15 protein-coding genes are annotated in these 17396 nt (G+C 45.4%); 1 reads left to right on the forward strand and 14 read right to left on the reverse strand.

All coding sequences use genetic code 11. From position 1 onward, the window contains the following. Positions 1-1066: 1066 nt before the first annotated feature. The 4 genes from BBR47_RS24245 to BBR47_RS24260 all read right to left on the reverse strand — a co-directional run bounded on the left by BBR47_RS24245 (position 1067) and on the right by BBR47_RS24260 (position 6110). Positions 1067-3664 (reverse strand): ABC transporter permease, encoded by a 2598-nt coding sequence (locus BBR47_RS24245; protein ID WP_015893086.1) that lies wholly within the window; start codon positions 3662-3664, stop codon positions 1067-1069. After that, the gene (locus BBR47_RS24250) at positions 3661-4344 is read right to left on the reverse strand and encodes an ABC transporter ATP-binding protein (RefSeq protein ID WP_015893087.1); all 684 of its coding nucleotides are present in this window, start codon (positions 4342-4344) and stop codon (positions 3661-3663) included. Before BBR47_RS24250 ends, BBR47_RS24245 begins: the two co-directional genes overlap by 4 nt. Before the next feature lie 85 nt (positions 4345-4429). Then, a complete protein-coding gene (locus tag BBR47_RS24255) occupies positions 4430-5431 on the reverse strand; it encodes a sensor histidine kinase (protein WP_015893088.1) in 1002 nt (333 codons plus the stop codon). Continuing rightward, complete coding sequence (locus BBR47_RS24260) at positions 5424-6110, reverse strand: response regulator transcription factor (RefSeq protein ID WP_015893089.1); 687 nt, start codon at positions 6108-6110, stop codon at positions 5424-5426. Before BBR47_RS24260 ends, BBR47_RS24255 begins: the two co-directional genes overlap by 8 nt. A 295-nt stretch (positions 6111-6405) precedes the next feature. Here BBR47_RS24260 and BBR47_RS24265 point away from each other — a divergent pair, with 295 nt between their 5' ends. After that, on the forward strand, positions 6406-6723 hold the full coding sequence (locus tag BBR47_RS24265) for a hypothetical protein (RefSeq protein ID WP_015893090.1): 318 nt from the start codon (positions 6406-6408) through the stop codon (positions 6721-6723). Between the two features lie 91 nt (positions 6724-6814). Here BBR47_RS24265 and sufB read toward each other — a convergent pair whose 3' ends face one another. The 10 genes from sufB to BBR47_RS24315 all read right to left on the reverse strand — a co-directional run bounded on the left by sufB (position 6815) and on the right by BBR47_RS24315 (position 17265). Further along, positions 6815-8212 (reverse strand): Fe-S cluster assembly protein SufB, encoded by a 1398-nt coding sequence (sufB, locus tag BBR47_RS24270; protein WP_015893091.1) that lies wholly within the window; start codon positions 8210-8212, stop codon positions 6815-6817. Positions 8213-8251: 39 nt separating this feature from the next. Further along, entirely contained in the window at positions 8252-8689 is a 438-nt protein-coding gene (sufU, locus tag BBR47_RS24275; protein WP_015893092.1) for a Fe-S cluster assembly sulfur transfer protein SufU, read from the reverse strand. Beyond that, a complete protein-coding gene (locus tag BBR47_RS24280; protein ID WP_015893093.1) occupies positions 8676-9902 on the reverse strand; it encodes a cysteine desulfurase in 1227 nt (408 codons plus the stop codon). Before BBR47_RS24280 ends, sufU begins: the two co-directional genes overlap by 14 nt. Beyond that, complete coding sequence (gene sufD / locus BBR47_RS24285; protein WP_015893094.1) at positions 9902-11200, reverse strand: Fe-S cluster assembly protein SufD; 1299 nt, start codon at positions 11198-11200, stop codon at positions 9902-9904. Before sufD ends, BBR47_RS24280 begins: the two co-directional genes overlap by 1 nt. 21 nt (positions 11201-11221) lie before the next feature. Then, a complete protein-coding gene (sufC, locus tag BBR47_RS24290; protein WP_015893095.1) occupies positions 11222-12010 on the reverse strand; it encodes a Fe-S cluster assembly ATPase SufC in 789 nt (262 codons plus the stop codon). Positions 12011-12531: 521 nt separating this feature from the next. Further along, positions 12532-14115 (reverse strand): phosphoenolpyruvate carboxykinase (ATP), encoded by a 1584-nt coding sequence (pckA, locus tag BBR47_RS24295; RefSeq protein WP_015893096.1) that lies wholly within the window; start codon positions 14113-14115, stop codon positions 12532-12534. 291 nt (positions 14116-14406) lie between these two features. Next, a complete protein-coding gene (locus BBR47_RS24300) occupies positions 14407-15549 on the reverse strand; it encodes a M20 peptidase aminoacylase family protein (RefSeq protein WP_041749625.1) in 1143 nt (380 codons plus the stop codon). 58 nt (positions 15550-15607) lie between these two features. Beyond that, entirely contained in the window at positions 15608-15949 is a 342-nt protein-coding gene (locus BBR47_RS24305; RefSeq protein WP_015893098.1) for an SCP2 sterol-binding domain-containing protein, read from the reverse strand. A gap of 460 nt (positions 15950-16409) precedes the next feature. Next, positions 16410-16802, reverse strand: a complete 393-nt coding sequence (locus BBR47_RS24310) for a VOC family protein (RefSeq protein WP_007726371.1) — start codon at positions 16800-16802, stop codon at positions 16410-16412. Positions 16803-16824: 22 nt separating this feature from the next. Next, positions 16825-17265: a hypothetical protein gene (locus tag BBR47_RS24315; protein ID WP_007726368.1), complete on the reverse strand. Its 441-nt coding sequence runs from the start codon at positions 17263-17265 to the stop codon at positions 16825-16827. Between the last annotated feature and the right edge of the window lie 131 nt (positions 17266-17396).

Raw genomic sequence — 17396 nt, forward strand, 5'->3', positions numbered from 1 at the left:
GTCATGTTTTTTCCTTGGTACTTCACCTTAAGCTTCGTTGCCATCGGCGTAAAACTCATACAGCTTAAAGTAGAATGTCTATTCATTCGTCGTCTAACTAAAGTTAATGGCAAGTAACCAATATTCCCCATTTACGTAATAAAACGTGAAGGAGTGAATTCCGCATGTCCGACTTCGTATCAATCCTACTGATAGCACTGCCCCTACTTAGTTGGGGGTTTATCGTAAATTCCCAGTCCCTTCGTAAAAGATGGCTGTATGTATTGTTCACATTCATCATTTTTTGGGGGATTGTCGGATTAGATTATTACTTTGACCCTCCACCTCCTCACGATGAGTAATTATGAACTACGGTGATAATTCTCTTATATATCAACTTGAATACAGGGAGTCATTTATCTATGAAATTATTTTTGAAGCTCACAATGGGCATTTTAGCAACTGGCTGGTTCTTTCTTCTTTGGTGTAAGCAAATGCTTCTTGCAAGTGACATTCCAGTAACAATTTCATTCGATGAAATGCAAGCTTTCCTTCAGATTTTTAGCATTTCTACTATCCTTGCTCTTGTTTATATCAGGTTTGTTAATGATGCAAAATTGCATTATTTTCTTGTAATCCCCATCCTACTATGGAGTGTGAACACAATTCAGGATTTGAAGTACAATTACCATCCATACGATACATTGATAAGCTGTGTAAGTCTTATTGGATGTTTGCTTATCTTTTTATACTCAATAGTAAGACAGCGTCATAAGTGAAACTGACTCGATCATTACAACTTTGACATGGTATGATTTAGGAAACGCTTTTGGAGGTGTTCCCGTGTTTAAAAAGTTTCAGGAATACACTTACATCGCAGTTATGTCCATTGCGTTTGTCATCGATTGGATAGCTTCATAGAAGGATTTCTTTTGCCCGATCTCATGGTCGGGTTTTCATTTTTTCCTCGCTGTGCTTGATCCACTATATTAATAAAAAATACGTATCTGAACGAATCAGACACGTATTTACACGTTACAAAACAATTATCCGATAGAACCTTCTATCTCGAACTTGCATGCTTCGATCAAATGTTTTCGTTCTTCAACGAGTTAACGATACTGTATTCTTTATATTTTCTATTTGCATAAAAGATCGTCGTCCCCACAATAAAAAACACACCAAGCCCTGCAATGATAAGATCCGCCCAAGGCACCGTAAAAGCGAATTCAAAATTACGGCTAAAGCTTTTGTAGATGAAAAACATTACGCATAAACTAATCGGTAAACCGTAAATAAGCGACTTCATTCCATAAAAGAATCCTTCGAAGCGTAGCATTTTCTTCATGCCCTTTGGCGTCATACCAATGGAAGCCAACATCGCAAATTCACGTTTTCTCAAGGCCATCCCTGTCGAAATCGTGTTGATAATATTTGCCATACAAATGAGTCCGATGAGAACTACAAACCCATAAAGGAATACGGATGTGACTGTGGCGCGATTCATTGCATCCTTACGCTCCTCAATCAGATTGTTCGTATAGACATGTACATCTGGATATTTGTTAATAATCGGGTTTATTTCATTTTCCAATGCCGCAGACTGCTCTGTTGTAAATTGAACTTCGCTGGTAACTTGCTCAGACAGCATAGCGTTACCTCGTTCTCGGAACTTGTCAAAGTCTCGTTCAGAAACAACAAATGTAACCGTAAAAGCATATTCCTGGTATCGTAGCATAAAAGGTGGATGTTTATCCGTGATAGAAGCAATTCGGACTTTAGCTCCTTCATTCAAAGTGAGAGGTAGTTCTGATCCCTCTTGGACTGTTAGTTGAGAGATATCTGTAAAATTATGTTCTTCTTTCAAGGTGAACCGATTGACAAGTATTGCAGAAATCTCGTCACCTTCCAATTTCTTTGCATCAATCCCCGCGGATTGCAGGTACGCTGCAAAAGAGGCCTCATCAAGAGAAACAATGTCTGCAGACATGAAGTATTTCCCATCAGGATTAAGAGTATGGCGACTGGAGATGTCTGTGGTAACCTCGTTTTCGTTGAGGATTAGATCAGCACCGATAAGTTGGGTCTTCACTTTTGTTGTTGCGTTCTTGACGGACATCAATTCATTTGTTAATGACCTTACTCTTTCCAGATCGGCTCCCCTTGCGTTTACTGACAAATCATATGGTAGCGGTGCTTGTGCCATATTATAGGACTTATCCATATACAACGAAAAAGAAGAAGCTGCTAGGTACAGGATTACACTGATCGCAAGAGAAAAGACAGTTGAGCGATAGTGATGTTTATTCCTTTTCAGATTTTTCAATCCTAGTTCCGCTTCAAATCCAAACAACTTCCGGGTCATATTGGATGTACGAACATCTTTTCCTTTTATCTCGATATCCTTGGTCTGGCGGATCGCAGTTATCGGTGTAATTTTCGATGCCCTCACTGCTGGTAACCATGCAGAAATGAGCAATGTCAAAATGGAAAACAAAACGACCGCAATCATACTGTACGGCTCTATCACCAATCGTATCGGTTCACTAACAAAAAGCATTTTTTGAATGAATGGACTGAGCAAATGGAGAGTAACCCCAATGCCAATGGACCCAAAAAACAACCCAGCTGGAATCGCTATGACCCCGATCACAGCAGCTTCAAAAAATACGGAAGCCCTTTTTTGTTGTTTGGTTGCCCCTACGCTAGATAACATTCCTAAAGTGCGACTACGCTCTGAAAGCGAGATCGCAAACGCGTTGTAGATGAGTGAGACAGATCCAATCAAAATGATAATTCCAACGGAAAGAACTGCTAGGTACATCGTGTTAAGAAAGTGGGAATCGTTCGAAATCCCGGAATAAAGCAACAGGTCCCGATTGTACTTGATTTTTACTCCATTCGATTTAACTTGATCCTTTACTCCGCTTACCTTACTAGCAATCGCGTCACTCGTTTCGTAAATGTCATTCCCTAAACCTTTAAAATCCTTATATTCAACGCTTACCGTGTAGGGAGAACCCTCCTCTAAATCACCTTCGGAAAGACCGCTAAATGCACGGTATGCAGCCATTACTTCCTGCTCTTTAGCTGGTGCTTGAACAATCCCGGTAATCGTGTATGTTTTCGTCTTTGTAGGCGTAAAGACTTCCTTTGATTGGTAGACATCATTGTCGCCCAACGTCTCGCTCTGCCCATCTACATTCAAGCTACGATCACCAAAATTTAAAGTGACTACATCTCCAACCTTCAAGCTTACACCTGCGGTTCGAAGATACTCCGATGAAAGTGCCAGTTCATTTTCATTCTGAGGCAACCGCCCATCAATTAGGCTCACCCCTACGACATCGTGATTACTGTGTCCCGTAATATACAAATAGGGCTTCACGCTGTTTGGAGAGTTAGAAAGTCGTGCAAATCCGAGCTTCTGGTCAATATCGTATCTTTCAATGGCTTCCGTATTTGTAATAACCGCAACATCTTCTCCTGTAACATTGAGAAAAGCTGCCTGCCATTTACCAGAGTAGGTAATCGCGTTTCTTTGCATCATATCCATGAAAGAACTACTAATCGAAAATACTGCTGTAAGCATTGCGACTGAAATGACAACCCCAATGATTGTCACAAGGGTACGGCTCTTATTCTTCTTCATATAACGTAAGGTGAGCTGATTTACGATATTCATCGCCTGATCACCTCATCTCTAGAAATCCTGCCATCCGAAATGCCAATGATACGGTCCGCTTGCAAGGCAATGTTTTCGTCATGTGTAATAACAATCAGAGTTTGATGCCGTTCTTTGTGTAATTTTTTCAAGAGCTTCACAATCTCAGCACTGTTTTTGCTGTCCAGATTCCCCGTAGGCTCGTCAGCCAATACAATGGCGGGACTACTAATCAAGGCACGGCCAATAGACGCACGCTGCTGCTGTCCCCCAGAAAGCTGGTTTGGCAGATGCTTTAATCGCTGTTGAAGGCCTAGAGTCTCTACGATACCGGAAAAGATATCTTGATTTACTTCTCTACCGTCCAACAGCAATGGCAAGGCAATATTTTCTTCCACAGTAAGGACAGGGATCAGATTGTAGAATTGATAGATAAGCCCAATCTGTCTGCGTCTGAAGATGGCCAGTGCCGTTTCATCCATCGCGTACATATCAGTCTGGTCAACGATCACTTTACCGGATGTGGGCGTATCAACGCCCCCCAGAATATGCAGAAGGGTAGACTTACCTGAACCAGAAGGTCCAATGATCGCAACAAACTCCCCTTTTTGTACGGAAAATGAGATATCGTTCAGTGCAGTAACAGCTGTTTCGCCATCACCGTACGTTTTTGACAGGTTCTCTACTCGCAAAATCTCCATCATGATCCTCCCAGATAAGTTATTACGTTTAGAATAGCTGCCAAACATGTCTCGTCGGTGACATTCATTCTTACAATTTTGTCATCTAAATGATTTGCTTGTAAAATTTGATTTTGAATGTTGTACCTACACCCATCTGGCTTTCCATAAACACATCGGCGTTTTGACTTTGCAAGATTGTTTTAGACATGGCTAGCCCTATTCCAATACTATCCGCTCCCGCATTCTTCCCTTTATAAAATCGTTCAAAAATGTGTGGAGCATCTTCCGGGCTAATCCCCTCGCCACTGTCGGAAATGACAATTTGTGTAAACAAGGGTGTTTCCTCACACGAAATGGCAATACGTCCCCCAACTGGCGTATGCTCAATCCCGTTTTTCATTACGTTCAAAATGGCTTCTACCGTCCAGTTTTCATCTCCATACACGAAAAGGTCTTCTTTACAGGAAAAAGAGAGCTCCTGATTTTTTAATTCCATCGGGACAAGGAGCGGTTCTAATGCCTTGTTTATCATTTTTTTGACAGATACGAGTTCCTTCTTGAAAATAACGCTCTGCACTTCGATTTTGGAAAGCTTGAGCAATGAAGTCACGAGCCATTCAATACGCTTCAACTGATTGATAATCTTGCCCAAGAACTCCTCCCTCTTATCTTTTGGCAGACTCGGGTTGTTTAACAAATCAGCCATGACAAACATGGAGGCAAGTGGCGTTTTTAGTTGATGGGAGATGTTCGAAAGAGTATCTGCCATGTATTGTTTGTCTTTTTTCAGAAGAGTAGACTGCTCGGACAATGTTAATGTGACTTTATAAATATCATTTTTCAGAATGCTCAATTCACCCTCAACGTTATCCCTAATATCCATCGTGGGTTGGCCAGAATAGACAGAAGCCAAATAATAAGCGAGCTTACTGATGTCCTGATAACGTTTGCGGGTAAACACGAAAAAAGTGGAAAGGAGCAGAAATACCATAGCAACTCCCACAATCCCCGCTTTCCAGTCGATCATCCAAAGAATTGCGATCCCCATGATGGAAATAACAAGGCTATACAGACATAGCTTCTGTATTTCTTTATTTTTAAACATGACTTCCACTCATTCGATAGCCAAGACCGCGAACGGTTTCTATCACTTTGGGATTCTGGCTATCATCCTCCAACTTTTCTCGAAGCCGCTTAATGTAAACCGATAGGGTATTGTCATTGATAAAGTTTCCATCTAGATCCCAAATACCCTCTAACAACTGATTTCTCGACAGAACTTGCCCTCTATTATTTATGAATGCCAATAGTAAACGGTATTCTAAAGCAGTCAGCATCACTTCCTCGGTTCCTTTGTACACTTTAGCCAGTTTTGTATTTACGACTACATTTCCAACCCTCACTTTGTCAGACAGGTTGGGCTCTTTTTGGTAATGTCGAAGGGATGACTTCATTCGGCTAATCAGCTCCCGGATACGAAACGGCTTTGTGATATAGTCGTCTGCTCCCATATCTAACCCCCGAACCACATTGATTTCATCATCACACGCCGTCAAGAAGATGACAGGGGCATCCTGATTTTCTTTTACATATTCGCAAATCTCATAGCCATTACCATCTGGCAAAGTCAGATCGAGTAAATATAGATCAAAACGTTGCTGTTTAATTGCTTCGAGTGCAGTTTGTTTTCCTTCGCAAAGAACTACTTCATAGCCCTCACTGGAAAGCGAATAGTGCAAACCCTCTGCAATGGTCTTGTCATCTTCCACTACTAAAACCTTCATGGTTCATCCTCCCTCTATCAGCTATAACTTTTGCGATCAGCAACTCTCGTATTTCCCCGGTCATTATTGTCGGTGTTTATTGCTAACATGATTGGTATTAGCTTAATTTACTTAATTAGTAAGGTATTTTGCAAGTTGGACGAACGGAATAACATGAAAATGATAACAAGCAAAAAAACCGTCTTCTTGGGAGGACGGGTGACTTTGATATCTGTCCAATTGTTATTGTTACTTTTTCTATCTCCTCTCGTCTTGTTAATTAGTAATTCCATTTTTTAGGAGGAACCAGGCACTTATGAAAAACAAGACAGCTTGTCTCGTCCTTTCTATTAGTCAAAGCATCTATGCCATTTTCTTATTGGCTTGGGCCATTTCTGTTTTTTTTACCATTGTCCTTTTACCTGAAGATGAATATGATACGGGAGCGCCAGGGATGTTCTATACGATCCTATCGTATCCGCTTGTACTACTTACCTCAGCGTTAGGCAGCTGGTACTGCTATCACAAGTTAAAATTCAAAACGAGTTACGCGCTCAATGCCATTCCTTTACTTTGGGTCATTCCGATGGGGTTATTTATGATCTTATTATGGAAATTCGGTTTGTCCTCGTAAAAACAGCCCTCTAGCGGATTACATAAAGCAAGGGCACAAAAAAATACGTGTCTGAACGAATCAGACACGTATTTACACGTTATCGAAACGATTATCCGATAGAACCTTCCATCTCAAACTTAATGAGACGATTCATCTCTACCGCGTACTCCATCGGCAATTCTTTTGTGAATGGCTCGATGAAGCCCATTACGATCATCTCAGTTGCTTCTGCTTCTGACAAACCGCGGCTCATCAGGTAGAAGAGTTGATCCTCGGATACCTTGGATACAGTCGCCTCGTGCTCAAGCGTGATGCTGTCGTTCATGATCTCGTTGTACGGGATCGTGTCAGACGTGGACAGTTTATCCAAAATCAGCGTATCGCACTTGATGTTGGACTTGGAGCCTTCCGACTTGCGTCCAAACTGCGACAGACCACGGTAGGTTACTTTTCCGCCATCACGGGAAATCGACTTGGAAATGATCGTCGACGTGCAATCTGGCGCCAGGTGAATCATTTTCGCACCTGCGTCTTGGTGTTGTCCTTTTCCTGCTACTGCAATGGAAAGAACGGTACCTTTCGCGCGAGGTCCTTTCATGATAACAGCTGGGTATTTCATCGTCAGCTTGGAACCGATGTTACCATCAATCCATTCCATGTTCGCATCCGCGTATGCAACCGCACGTTTCGTAACGAGGTTGTATACGTTGTTGGACCAGTTTTGGATCGTGGTGTAACGGCAGCGAGCGCGTTCTTTTACGATGATTTCTACAACAGCGGAGTGCAAGGAATCCGTGCTGTAGATTGGAGCTGTACAGCCCTCTACATAGTGAACAAAGGAATCTTCATCAGCGATGATCAGCGTACGCTCGAATTGACCCATGTTCTCGGAGTTGATGCGGAAGTATGCTTGCAGTGGAGTTTCTACTTTTACGCCTTTTGGAACGTAAATGAAGGAACCACCGGACCATACTGCCGAGTTCAGTGCAGAAAACTTGTTGTCTGCTGGAGGAATCACTGTCGCGAAGTATTCTTTCACGATTTCTGGGTGAAGCTTCACCGCAGAATCCATGTCGCAGAAGAGAACGCCTAGCTTTTCCAGGTCTTCCTGCATGTTGTGGTAAACTACCTCAGATTCGTACTGGGCAGATACACCTGCGAGGAACTTCTGCTCTGCTTCTGGAATACCCAGCTTGTCAAAGGTTGCCTTGATTTCTTCCGGCACCTCATCCCAACTACGGCCTTGCTTTTCAGAAGGCTTTACGTAGTAGGTGATGCTGTCAAAATCGAGGTCGTCCAGATCGCCGCCCCATTTTGGCATCGGCATGCTGTTGAAGATGTCCAATGCTTTTAGACGGAATTCCAGCATCCATGCTGGCTCATCCTTGATCTTCGAAATTTCTTCGACGATCTCGCGAGTCAAACCCTTTTTGGTACGGAATACAGAAACGTCCTTATCGTGAAAGCCGTACTGATACTCCTGTATTTCTGGGCCTTTAACAGCCATCGTTGCTCACTCCTTCGTGTTCATGTCCCTTACCTATCCCTATTCCTGCTCCGCCTGTTTGACACCTTGCTCCAATGCTTTCCAAGCCAATGTCGCACACTTGATTCGCGCTGGGAACTTGGCTACGCCAGACAAAGCTTCGATATCACCAAGATCAATCGAGTCATCCACTTCTTTGCCTTGCATCATATCGGAGAATTTTTGCGACAGCTCCAGTGCTTCTGCTACTGGCTTGCCTTTGACAGCATCCGTCATCATGGATGCAGATGACATACTGATTGAGCAGCCTTCACCAAGAAACTTCGCGTCCACCACTTTGCCATCCTCCACTTTCAAGGAGAGCGAGATGCTGTCGCCACAGGTCGGGTTATTCAAATTCACAATGAGTCCGTCGGATTCTTCCAGCTTGCCGCGGTTGCGCGGTTTCTGGTAGTGATCCATAATGACGCGGCGGTATAAATCATCAAGAGAAGACATTGCCGAAATACTCCTTCGTCTTCTTCAAGCCCGCGATCAGCACATCTACTTCTTCTTCTGTGTTGTACAGGTAGAAGCTTGCCCGAGCGGTAGCCGTCACATTCAGCCAACGCATCAGCGGTTGTGCGCAGTGATGACCGGCACGAACTGCGATTCCGTAACTGTCCAGCACCGTCGCCAGGTCATGCGGATGTACTGTATCCAGGTTGAATGTAATTAAACAGCTGCGGTCCTGCTGTGGGCCGTAAATCTTCAATCCTTCTATCTCACGCATTTGTTCCATCGCGTACTTGACGAGATGTTTTTCATGACGCTCGATATTGTCCATACCGATCTCTTCCAAAAAGTCGATCGCTGCTCCCAATCCGATAGCTCCTGCGATGATCGGAGTTCCTCCTTCAAATTTCCAAGGAAGCTCCTTCCACGTGGAATCGTACATATCCACATAGTCGATCATTTCTCCGCCGAACTCCATCGGCTCCACACGCTCCAGCACTTCACGCTTGCCGTACAGGACACCTACGCCTGTCGGGCCAGCCATCTTGTGCGCCGAAAACGTATAAAAATCGCAATCCAAATCCTGGACGTCGATTTTCTTGTGTGGAGCACCCTGCGCGCCGTCAACAAACAAAAGTGCGCCATGCTGATGGGCGATTTGAGCAATTTCCTTGATTGGGGTAGTATCCCCCAATACGTTGGAAACATGGTGAATGGCAACAAGTTTGGTATTGTCCGTAACCGTTTCCTTGACCGCTTCCAGAGTAACGGTTCCGTCCTCTGCCAGCGGAATGAACTTAAAGGTCGCTCCGGTCGCCTTGGCTGCCTGCTGCCATGGAATGAAATTGGCGTGATGCTCCACCAATGTGGTCACGATTTCATCTCCAGGCCCCAGGTACTTGCGAGCATAGCCGTACGCTACCGTATTACAAGCAGAGGTCGTACCACGCGTAAAGACGATTTCTGCGGCTTCACGGGCGTTGATGAAGGCGCGTACTTTTTCACGCGCGCCTTCGTACCCGTCTGTCGCTATGTTACCCAAGGTGTGCACGCCACGGTGCACATTGGAGTTATACTCCCTGTAGTATTTATCCATCGCCTCGATAACCTGAATCGGTTTTTGAGAGGTTGCACCATTATCCAAATAAACGAGCGGATGTCCGTTTACTTCTTGGTGTAGGATGGGAAAATATTTCCGAAGCTCCTTGGCGTTCATTAGCCTAACTTCCTTTCAAGCGCCTGACGGAGTCTGTTTTTCACTTCTTCTACTGGAATCTCAGCAACAACTGGCTCCAGGAAGCCGAGAATGATCAGACGTTCTGCGCCTTGACGGGAAATACCACGAGACATCAAGTAGAAGATAGACTCTTCACTAAAACGTCCTACCGAAGCTGCGTGACCCGCTTTAACGTCATCCTCATCGATCAACAGGATCGGGTTGGCATCACCGCGAGATTTATCGCTCAGCATCAGGATGTTTTCCGCCTGTACGCCGTTTGCCTTTTCAGCGCCTTTTTCGATTTTCGTGATACCGTTTAGGATACTCACTGCTTCATCCGTCATAACAGCCTTGCTCACCATGTCAGACTCTGTGTGCGTGCCGATATGCTGAACTTGGGAAGTGAGGTTTTGGCGTTGGGAACCAGTACCTACAGAAATGGATTTGGTCTCTGCAATCGAAGCAGTTCCCTTGAGGATAGTGGTGTTGTTAGCAACGGTGTTGCCATCGTTCATCTCACCCAAAATCCATTCCATTTTTCCATCGCGCTCAACAGTTGCACGACGGAAGCTATAGTCGTGAACGTCTACAGACAGAGAACGAACAGAAGCTACTTGCACAGATGCGCCCGCGCCTACATATACTTCAACTAGGCTGTTCGCAACCATGCTTTTGCCTTCGCCAGATACATAAGTATCTACGTAGGTTACTTTGCTGTTCGCTTCTGCCACGATCAAAACATGTGGAGCCAACAGAGCGTTGTCGCCTGCGATTTCATACACAGCTTGCAGGGGAACATCTACTTCCACGTTTTTCGGAACGTAGAGGAAAACGCCACCATTCACTACTGCCGTATGCAACGCAGTCAGCTTGTGCTCATCAAGTGCGATCACGTTCAGCAAATACTTTTGCACAAGATCGCCATGTGTTTGCAGAGCATCAGCAAAGGTCGTGAAGATCACGCCTTGCGCCTTCAACTCATCGGATACTGCTTGAAAAACGGTAGAAGCATTTTTTTGTACCAACAGGTTTTTCACGCTGTCGACATCGATTTGTGCTTTTACCAAATCGCTGAGTTCATTCGCCGCTGCCACCTTTGTAGTGGTTTGGAACGGATCGAAATCAACGGTATTCCATTTATCAATCTTCGTTTTCTCCAAGGCAGGGAGCGCCAGCTCTCCCGCCGCCTTCAGTCCAGCGAGGCGCTTTTCCAGGAACCAGGCAGGCTCCTGATTAGCTTTGGAGTACTGGGTGATCGCCTCGGAATCGAAGCGTAGCTGTACATCCACACTCATTTCACTGCTGCCTCCTTCATCCTACACGTTGGCGTTTACGGTTTCGTCCTCGATGCCGAGCTCTTCCTTGATCCAATCGTAGCCTTCTGCCTCCAGGCGTTCAGCCAGCTCAGGACCACCGGACTTCACGATACGACCTTGCATCATGACGTGTACGAAGTCAGGCTTTACATAGTTCAGCAAACGCTGGTAGTGCGTAATAATCAAGAATCCGCGGTCTGCGGAGCGCATTTCGTTTACACCGTTCGCTACGATTTTCAATGCGTCGATGTCCAAACCGGAGTCGATCTCATCCAAAATACAGATAGCTGGCTCCAAGAGCATCATTTGCAGAATCTCGTTACGCTTTTTCTCACCACCAGAGAAACCTTCGTTCAGGTAACGGTGGGAGAAAGATTCATCCATTTCCAGCGTGTTCATCTTTTTGTCCATCTCACGGATGAATTTCATCAGGGAGATTTCGTTTCCTTCGCCACGGCGCGCGTTGATAGCGGAACGCAGGAAGTCAGAGTTGGTTACACCGCTGATTTCGGACGGGTATTGCATCGCCAGGAACAGACCTGCACGTGCGCGCTCGTCTACTGCCATTTCCAACAAGTCTTCGTCATTGATCAGCACTTCGCCATCGGTTACCTCATATTTTGGGTGACCCATCAGCGTGGATGCCAATGTCGATTTACCGGTACCATTTGGTCCCATGATCGCGTGCACTTCGCCGCCCTTGATCTCCAAATTCAGGCCTTTGAGGATCTCTTTGTCCTCGATCTTGGCGCGAAGGTTTTTTATTTGCAAATGCGGTACTGCTGTCATCTGAATTCCCTCCATACACGTCAAAAGTGAGTTGGTAAATTCTCAATCCATTCTCAATAACTATCTTATAATAAGAATAATTATAAATCAAGGAATGAAACATATCTGTATTTTTTATATCATTATATTTAGAAAGTCTGTTTTTGCGCATAATCCTTCCTAAATATTCTTGCCTCCGCAGCATTTTTCCCTTTGTTACTTTTGGACATACATTTCCGTCTAAATCGCAGGTACTTTTTGTAAAAAACACCAATGGATAACTCGAAATGGGATCATTTTGGAAAAGAGTAACAAGAGACTTATGTATCGCTATCACTCTATGGAAGGGGTCCCTTCGGAAGCTTACCTGACTCTATTCCGACAGTCAAATGGAAAAGTTGTACCAATCCATACTTCGAAAGTATTCGATGGCAACAAGTAACATGAGATAAAAACCGTCGGTCACAGGCTGACGGTTTTTTCTGTTTTCACGAAGAAAAAACGGATAGACCTTATCGTCTACCCGTTTCTTTCCTGTTCGATTACTTTACTTTAGGACCTGCATTTGCAATATCTGCTGCATTCGGGAATTTCTTCTCGAAGTTCTCGATGAAGCGTGCAGCCAGATCAGCTGCTTGCTTGTCGTAATCTTCCTTGTTTGCCCATGTATTGCGTGGTTGCAGAACTTCAGCAGGAACGTTCGGGCAAGATGTCGGCACTTGTACCCCGAAAATCTCATCAGCTACATAGTCTACCTTTTCCAGCTCACCGTTCAATGCTGCTGTTACCATCGCACGCGTGTAGGACAGCTTCATACGTTGTCCAACACCTACCGGGCCACCAGTCCAACCAGTGTTCACCAGGTATACTTGAACCTTGCGCTCGTCAATCTTCTTACCGAGCATTTCTGCATATACGACAGGATGCAGTGGCAAGAATGGAGAACCAAAGCAAGTAGAAAACTCTGTTTGCGGAGCAGTTACGCCACGCTCTGTACCTGCCATTTTGCTAGTGTAGCCAGACAGGAAGTGGTACATAGCTTGCTCTTTATTCAGCTTGGAGATTGGAGGCAATACACCGAACGAATCGGCTGTCAAAAAGACGATAACATTTGGTTGCCCGCCTACGCCTGGAATCACAGCACCCGGAATTGCTTCCACTGGGTACGCAGCGCGTGTATTCTCTGTATATTTGGTGCTATCGTAGTCTGCTACACGAGTCGCTTCGTTTACGTCTACATTTTCAAGTACGGTACCGAACTGGATTGCTTTCCAGATTTGCGGTTCGCCTTCTTCAGACAGCTTGACGCATTTTGCATAGCATCCGCCTTCGATATTGAACACGCCATTGTCAGACCAGCCGTGCTCATCATCACCGATCAAGAAACGGTCCGGGTCAGCAGACAGCGTTGTTTTTCCTGTGCCGGACAATCCGAAGAACAGGGCAACGTCTCCGTCTTTGCCTACGTTTGCAGAGCAGTGCATCGGGAGTACGTTGCGCTCTGGAAGCAGCATGTTCATTACGCTGAAGATCGACTTTTTCATTTCGCCAGCATACTCAGTGCCACCGATCAACACTGTCTTTTGCTCAAAGCTCAACACAATGAAAGTCTCGGAGTTCGTTCCGTGTACCGCAGGATTTGCCTTGAAATTAGGTGCATAGATAACCGTGAATTCTGATTCGTGCGCAGCCAGTTCTTCTTCGGACGGACGGATGAACAGCTGACGTGCAAACAGGTTATGCCATGCAAATTCGTTCACTACGCGGATTGGTAGGCGATAGGTTGTATCTGCCCCCGCAAAGCCATCGAAGACAAACAGTTCATCTTTGGATTGTAAGTATTGGAGCACGTCTTGTTGAAGTGCTTGGAATTTTTCAGTACTGATCGGTTGGTTAACCGGACCCCAGTTGATTTTATCGTGTACGGAAGCTTCGTCCACCACAAATTTGTCCTTTGGCGAACGGCCGGTAAACTTCCCTGTTAGCGCATTGAGCGCCCCCTTGTCGGTCAAAATCCCTTCGCCACGCTTTACTGCCATCTCAACAAGATTAGCTACAGGCAAGTTATGATACACTTTCGTAGCTCCAAGAATGTCAGTAAGCTTTTGAACCGTATTGGTTTCCATGTGTGAACGATCTCCTTCCCAAAATGTGTATCATTTATTGTGACTTTCTAATTGTCGCTCGATTTGTAATTAGTATATCACATTTAGCTAAATAAGCTACATAATTTTATAATCTCTCATGGAGAATGTGTGAATAACCCTCCTCATGCGTATTATTCCCCAACAGCAGTATTTTGTCCACAAACCAACCAGTCTATCGACTATTCGTGAGGTACGTAGAGACATTTGCCCACAAAAAGAGCAACACCAAGAGTTTACTCTCTTAGTGTTGCTCTCACAAGGCATAAAGATTTACGTATTTTCAAACGTTTTCACAACTGTCTGACACAAAATCGCCACACCCTTTTCCAATGCCGAGCGGTCAAAATGCATCAGCGGATGATGCAGCCCTGGTACCAAATCACATCCGAGAGCCAGCATCGTCGCCTTGATATGAGGACGCTCCACCGTATAGTAGTGGAAATCCTCCGCTCCCGGACTGACAGGCGCCGCTCGCAAATTTTCTTGACCGAGCACATCTATAATCGCCTGCTCCATAAATGCCTTCGCTTGCTCATCGACCTCTGCCGCTACCATGCGCGACCCGGCCTCTACCTCTATGCGTGCCTGAAAAGACATCGCGACTCCGTCGATCATTTGACGAACTCGATTCACCAGGTCATCCATCGCCTGATTCGTCTGCGCTCGCAGATCGAGGGCAAAACGTGCTTTGTCCGGAATAATGTTGTAGCTCTCTCCCCCGGCTTGCAGCATCGTCATTTTGACGGTGGTAGGCACCATCGGATTGATATGTACTTGACCGAGCCCTGAAATAATCGCTCCCGCTACTTCAATCGCATTGATCCCGAGATGTGGTCTCGCTCCGTGCGCAGCGACTCCTGTGATTTCCCCGTAGAGAAACATGGCTGCACCGTTGTAGATAGCGGGTCCTGCGGTTCCATTTGCCATCTCCTGAATCGGTCTTAAGTGAACACCGTACAAATAATCGATGTCATCGACGACACCCTTCTCCACCAGCTTCAATGCTCCCGTTCCTTTTTCTTCTGCTGGTTGGAACAAAATTTTTAACGTTCCCGGCGGTTGATATCCAGCGGCAACTAATGCTTCTACCGTTTCCACGATCAACGTCATATGAGCATCATGGCCGCAGGAATGATTCGCACGCCACTCACCGTTCACTTCCTGCCACAGAGCATCGATATCTGTGCGCAAGCCAACAACTGGCTTCCCTTCGCCCCATTCAGCCACTAAACCTGTACAATCGTCAAAAGTCGTAACACGCAGTCCCAAGGCACGCATGCGCTCCGCCAAATAACGAGTCGTTTCTACTTCCTTCCAGCTAATCTCCGGATTTTCATGCAGATGACGGAATGTTTCGGCAATAGCATCTTTACGTGCGGCAACAGTCTGTTGTAACGACATAACAGTAGACATCAAAGCGCCTCCTCGAAAACCGTTTCTTCCTATTATATCACAATGCCCATTGGACAGTTCACCGACAGGTCAGTCGCAAAATGGCATCAAGCTTCAATTGGTCGCGCAATGGCCCTGCTATGTGCACCTTTTCTTTGGCTAGAACATAGACGAGCTCATCACCGCCAAACAGCATCTGCATTTGTTTCTCCGCTCCCCTGATAATCAGATCGGCAGGCTGCTCTTCTGTCCATACATCCCAGGATGCAACGCCTTTTGCTATCGTCAATTGCCACTGTGATGGTGAATCATCCACTACAATTCTGATGCTGCGCTCCCATCCTGCTGTAATGAATTGCAGGTGTGCTTTTCCTTGCAGTCTTTCACCCAGTTCAAAAAGCAGTCTGCCCATTCCGATCATCTGCACGCCACCCCTCTCTTCTCAATTGGGTTCGTGGCCTGTTTGGTCGAATCCTTTGGCGAGGCGTGAGAGTCACTGTCGGCTGTTGTCAGGGGAGACATCTTTTTCTCGACATTGTAAGAAAGGAAAGGCCGTTTGAGTCAACATAGTGGAGGAGAAGAAAAAGCACAGTTCTCTTCGACTCTGACACGCCCGCAAGGGGGATTCACTGTACGTCTCCACTGCAAAAAGAGGACCGTCGAGCCAAAGCCACCCTACGGGCGGACGTTTCTCAAGGAAGAAGTGTTCGACAAGCGTGGTCCTCTTTTAGCAGTTCCGACTGAGTAGGCGTTGTCAAGGTCTGCGAGCCCTGTGCTTTTTCTTCTCACCAGCTTTGTTGGTTCATCGGTACCTTCTAAACCGTAAAGAAGATCATCCACACAAAAAAGCATCCGCTTAATGCAGATGCTTTTCGCAAATACTACTCATCAAACTCGTCTTTATCGAGTCGCACCTCAAGGTGGTGACCATCGGGTGTCTCAAAATACAAATTATAGCTGGTAGGCTGTGTAATAGGGCCACGATAGCAAATATTCTCTGCCTCCAGCTTATCAACCAGATAGTCCAGCTCAGCACGGCTTTGCACAGAGAAGGCAAGATGATCGACTTGCCCTACGCCGCCTTTCCCAGCTTCCCCGCCATGAGGATGAAGACCGATCCGTGTGTATGTGCCAATTTGAAAGTAGACAGGTGCTCCTTCCGTCATATTCTCTTCCGGGATAGGGACTTCCAAAATGTCCTTAAAAAAACGAGCTACCTTCACAACATCACTACAATTCAATGCGATGTGGTGAACGGCTTTCAAATGAAACATTCACACTGCCTCCCACGTCAACTCAGGTCATGCGCTCTTGTGCGACATTAGCTTTTCTTTTATTGTACTGCTTCAATCGCTCGCTTAACCGTCTCAAACGAATCATCAATGCTTCCCGCCAATCGTCATCCTGCAACTCCTTGGCGATCCCGAGCAGATCCAGCGAAATATCGATCTGCTGCTTTAACACTTCGGCGAAGCTGGCTGCTTCATCCGTCATGGTACAATTCTCAAACAACTCGGATGTATTGTCAACACTCACAAAATCAGCAAAATCCACTTCTGGAGCCTGATCTCCCTGAGCATATTCTACTAAAATTTCGTATTCTCCCTCAATACCAGGATGAACCTCAATTCTGTCACATACAGGACAAAACATGATCGGGACATTGTGTACAAGCGTTTTATAATGACGGACTGAGCCTACGGAACCTACCATTCCAGCACCACAACAAAAACTCATATAGTCTCCCTCCCTATTCACCAAATGAACACGTCCATGTCCGTTTTTTGGTCGAAACTTTTGTCTGTATCCGCATTGTAGCTTATATGCCCACTAACACTCCACCCGCAAATGCTACCAATAAATAAATC

The organism is Brevibacillus brevis NBRC 100599 (genome assembly GCF_000010165.1).
GTDB lineage: Bacteria > Bacillota > Bacilli > Brevibacillales > Brevibacillaceae > Brevibacillus > Brevibacillus brevis_D.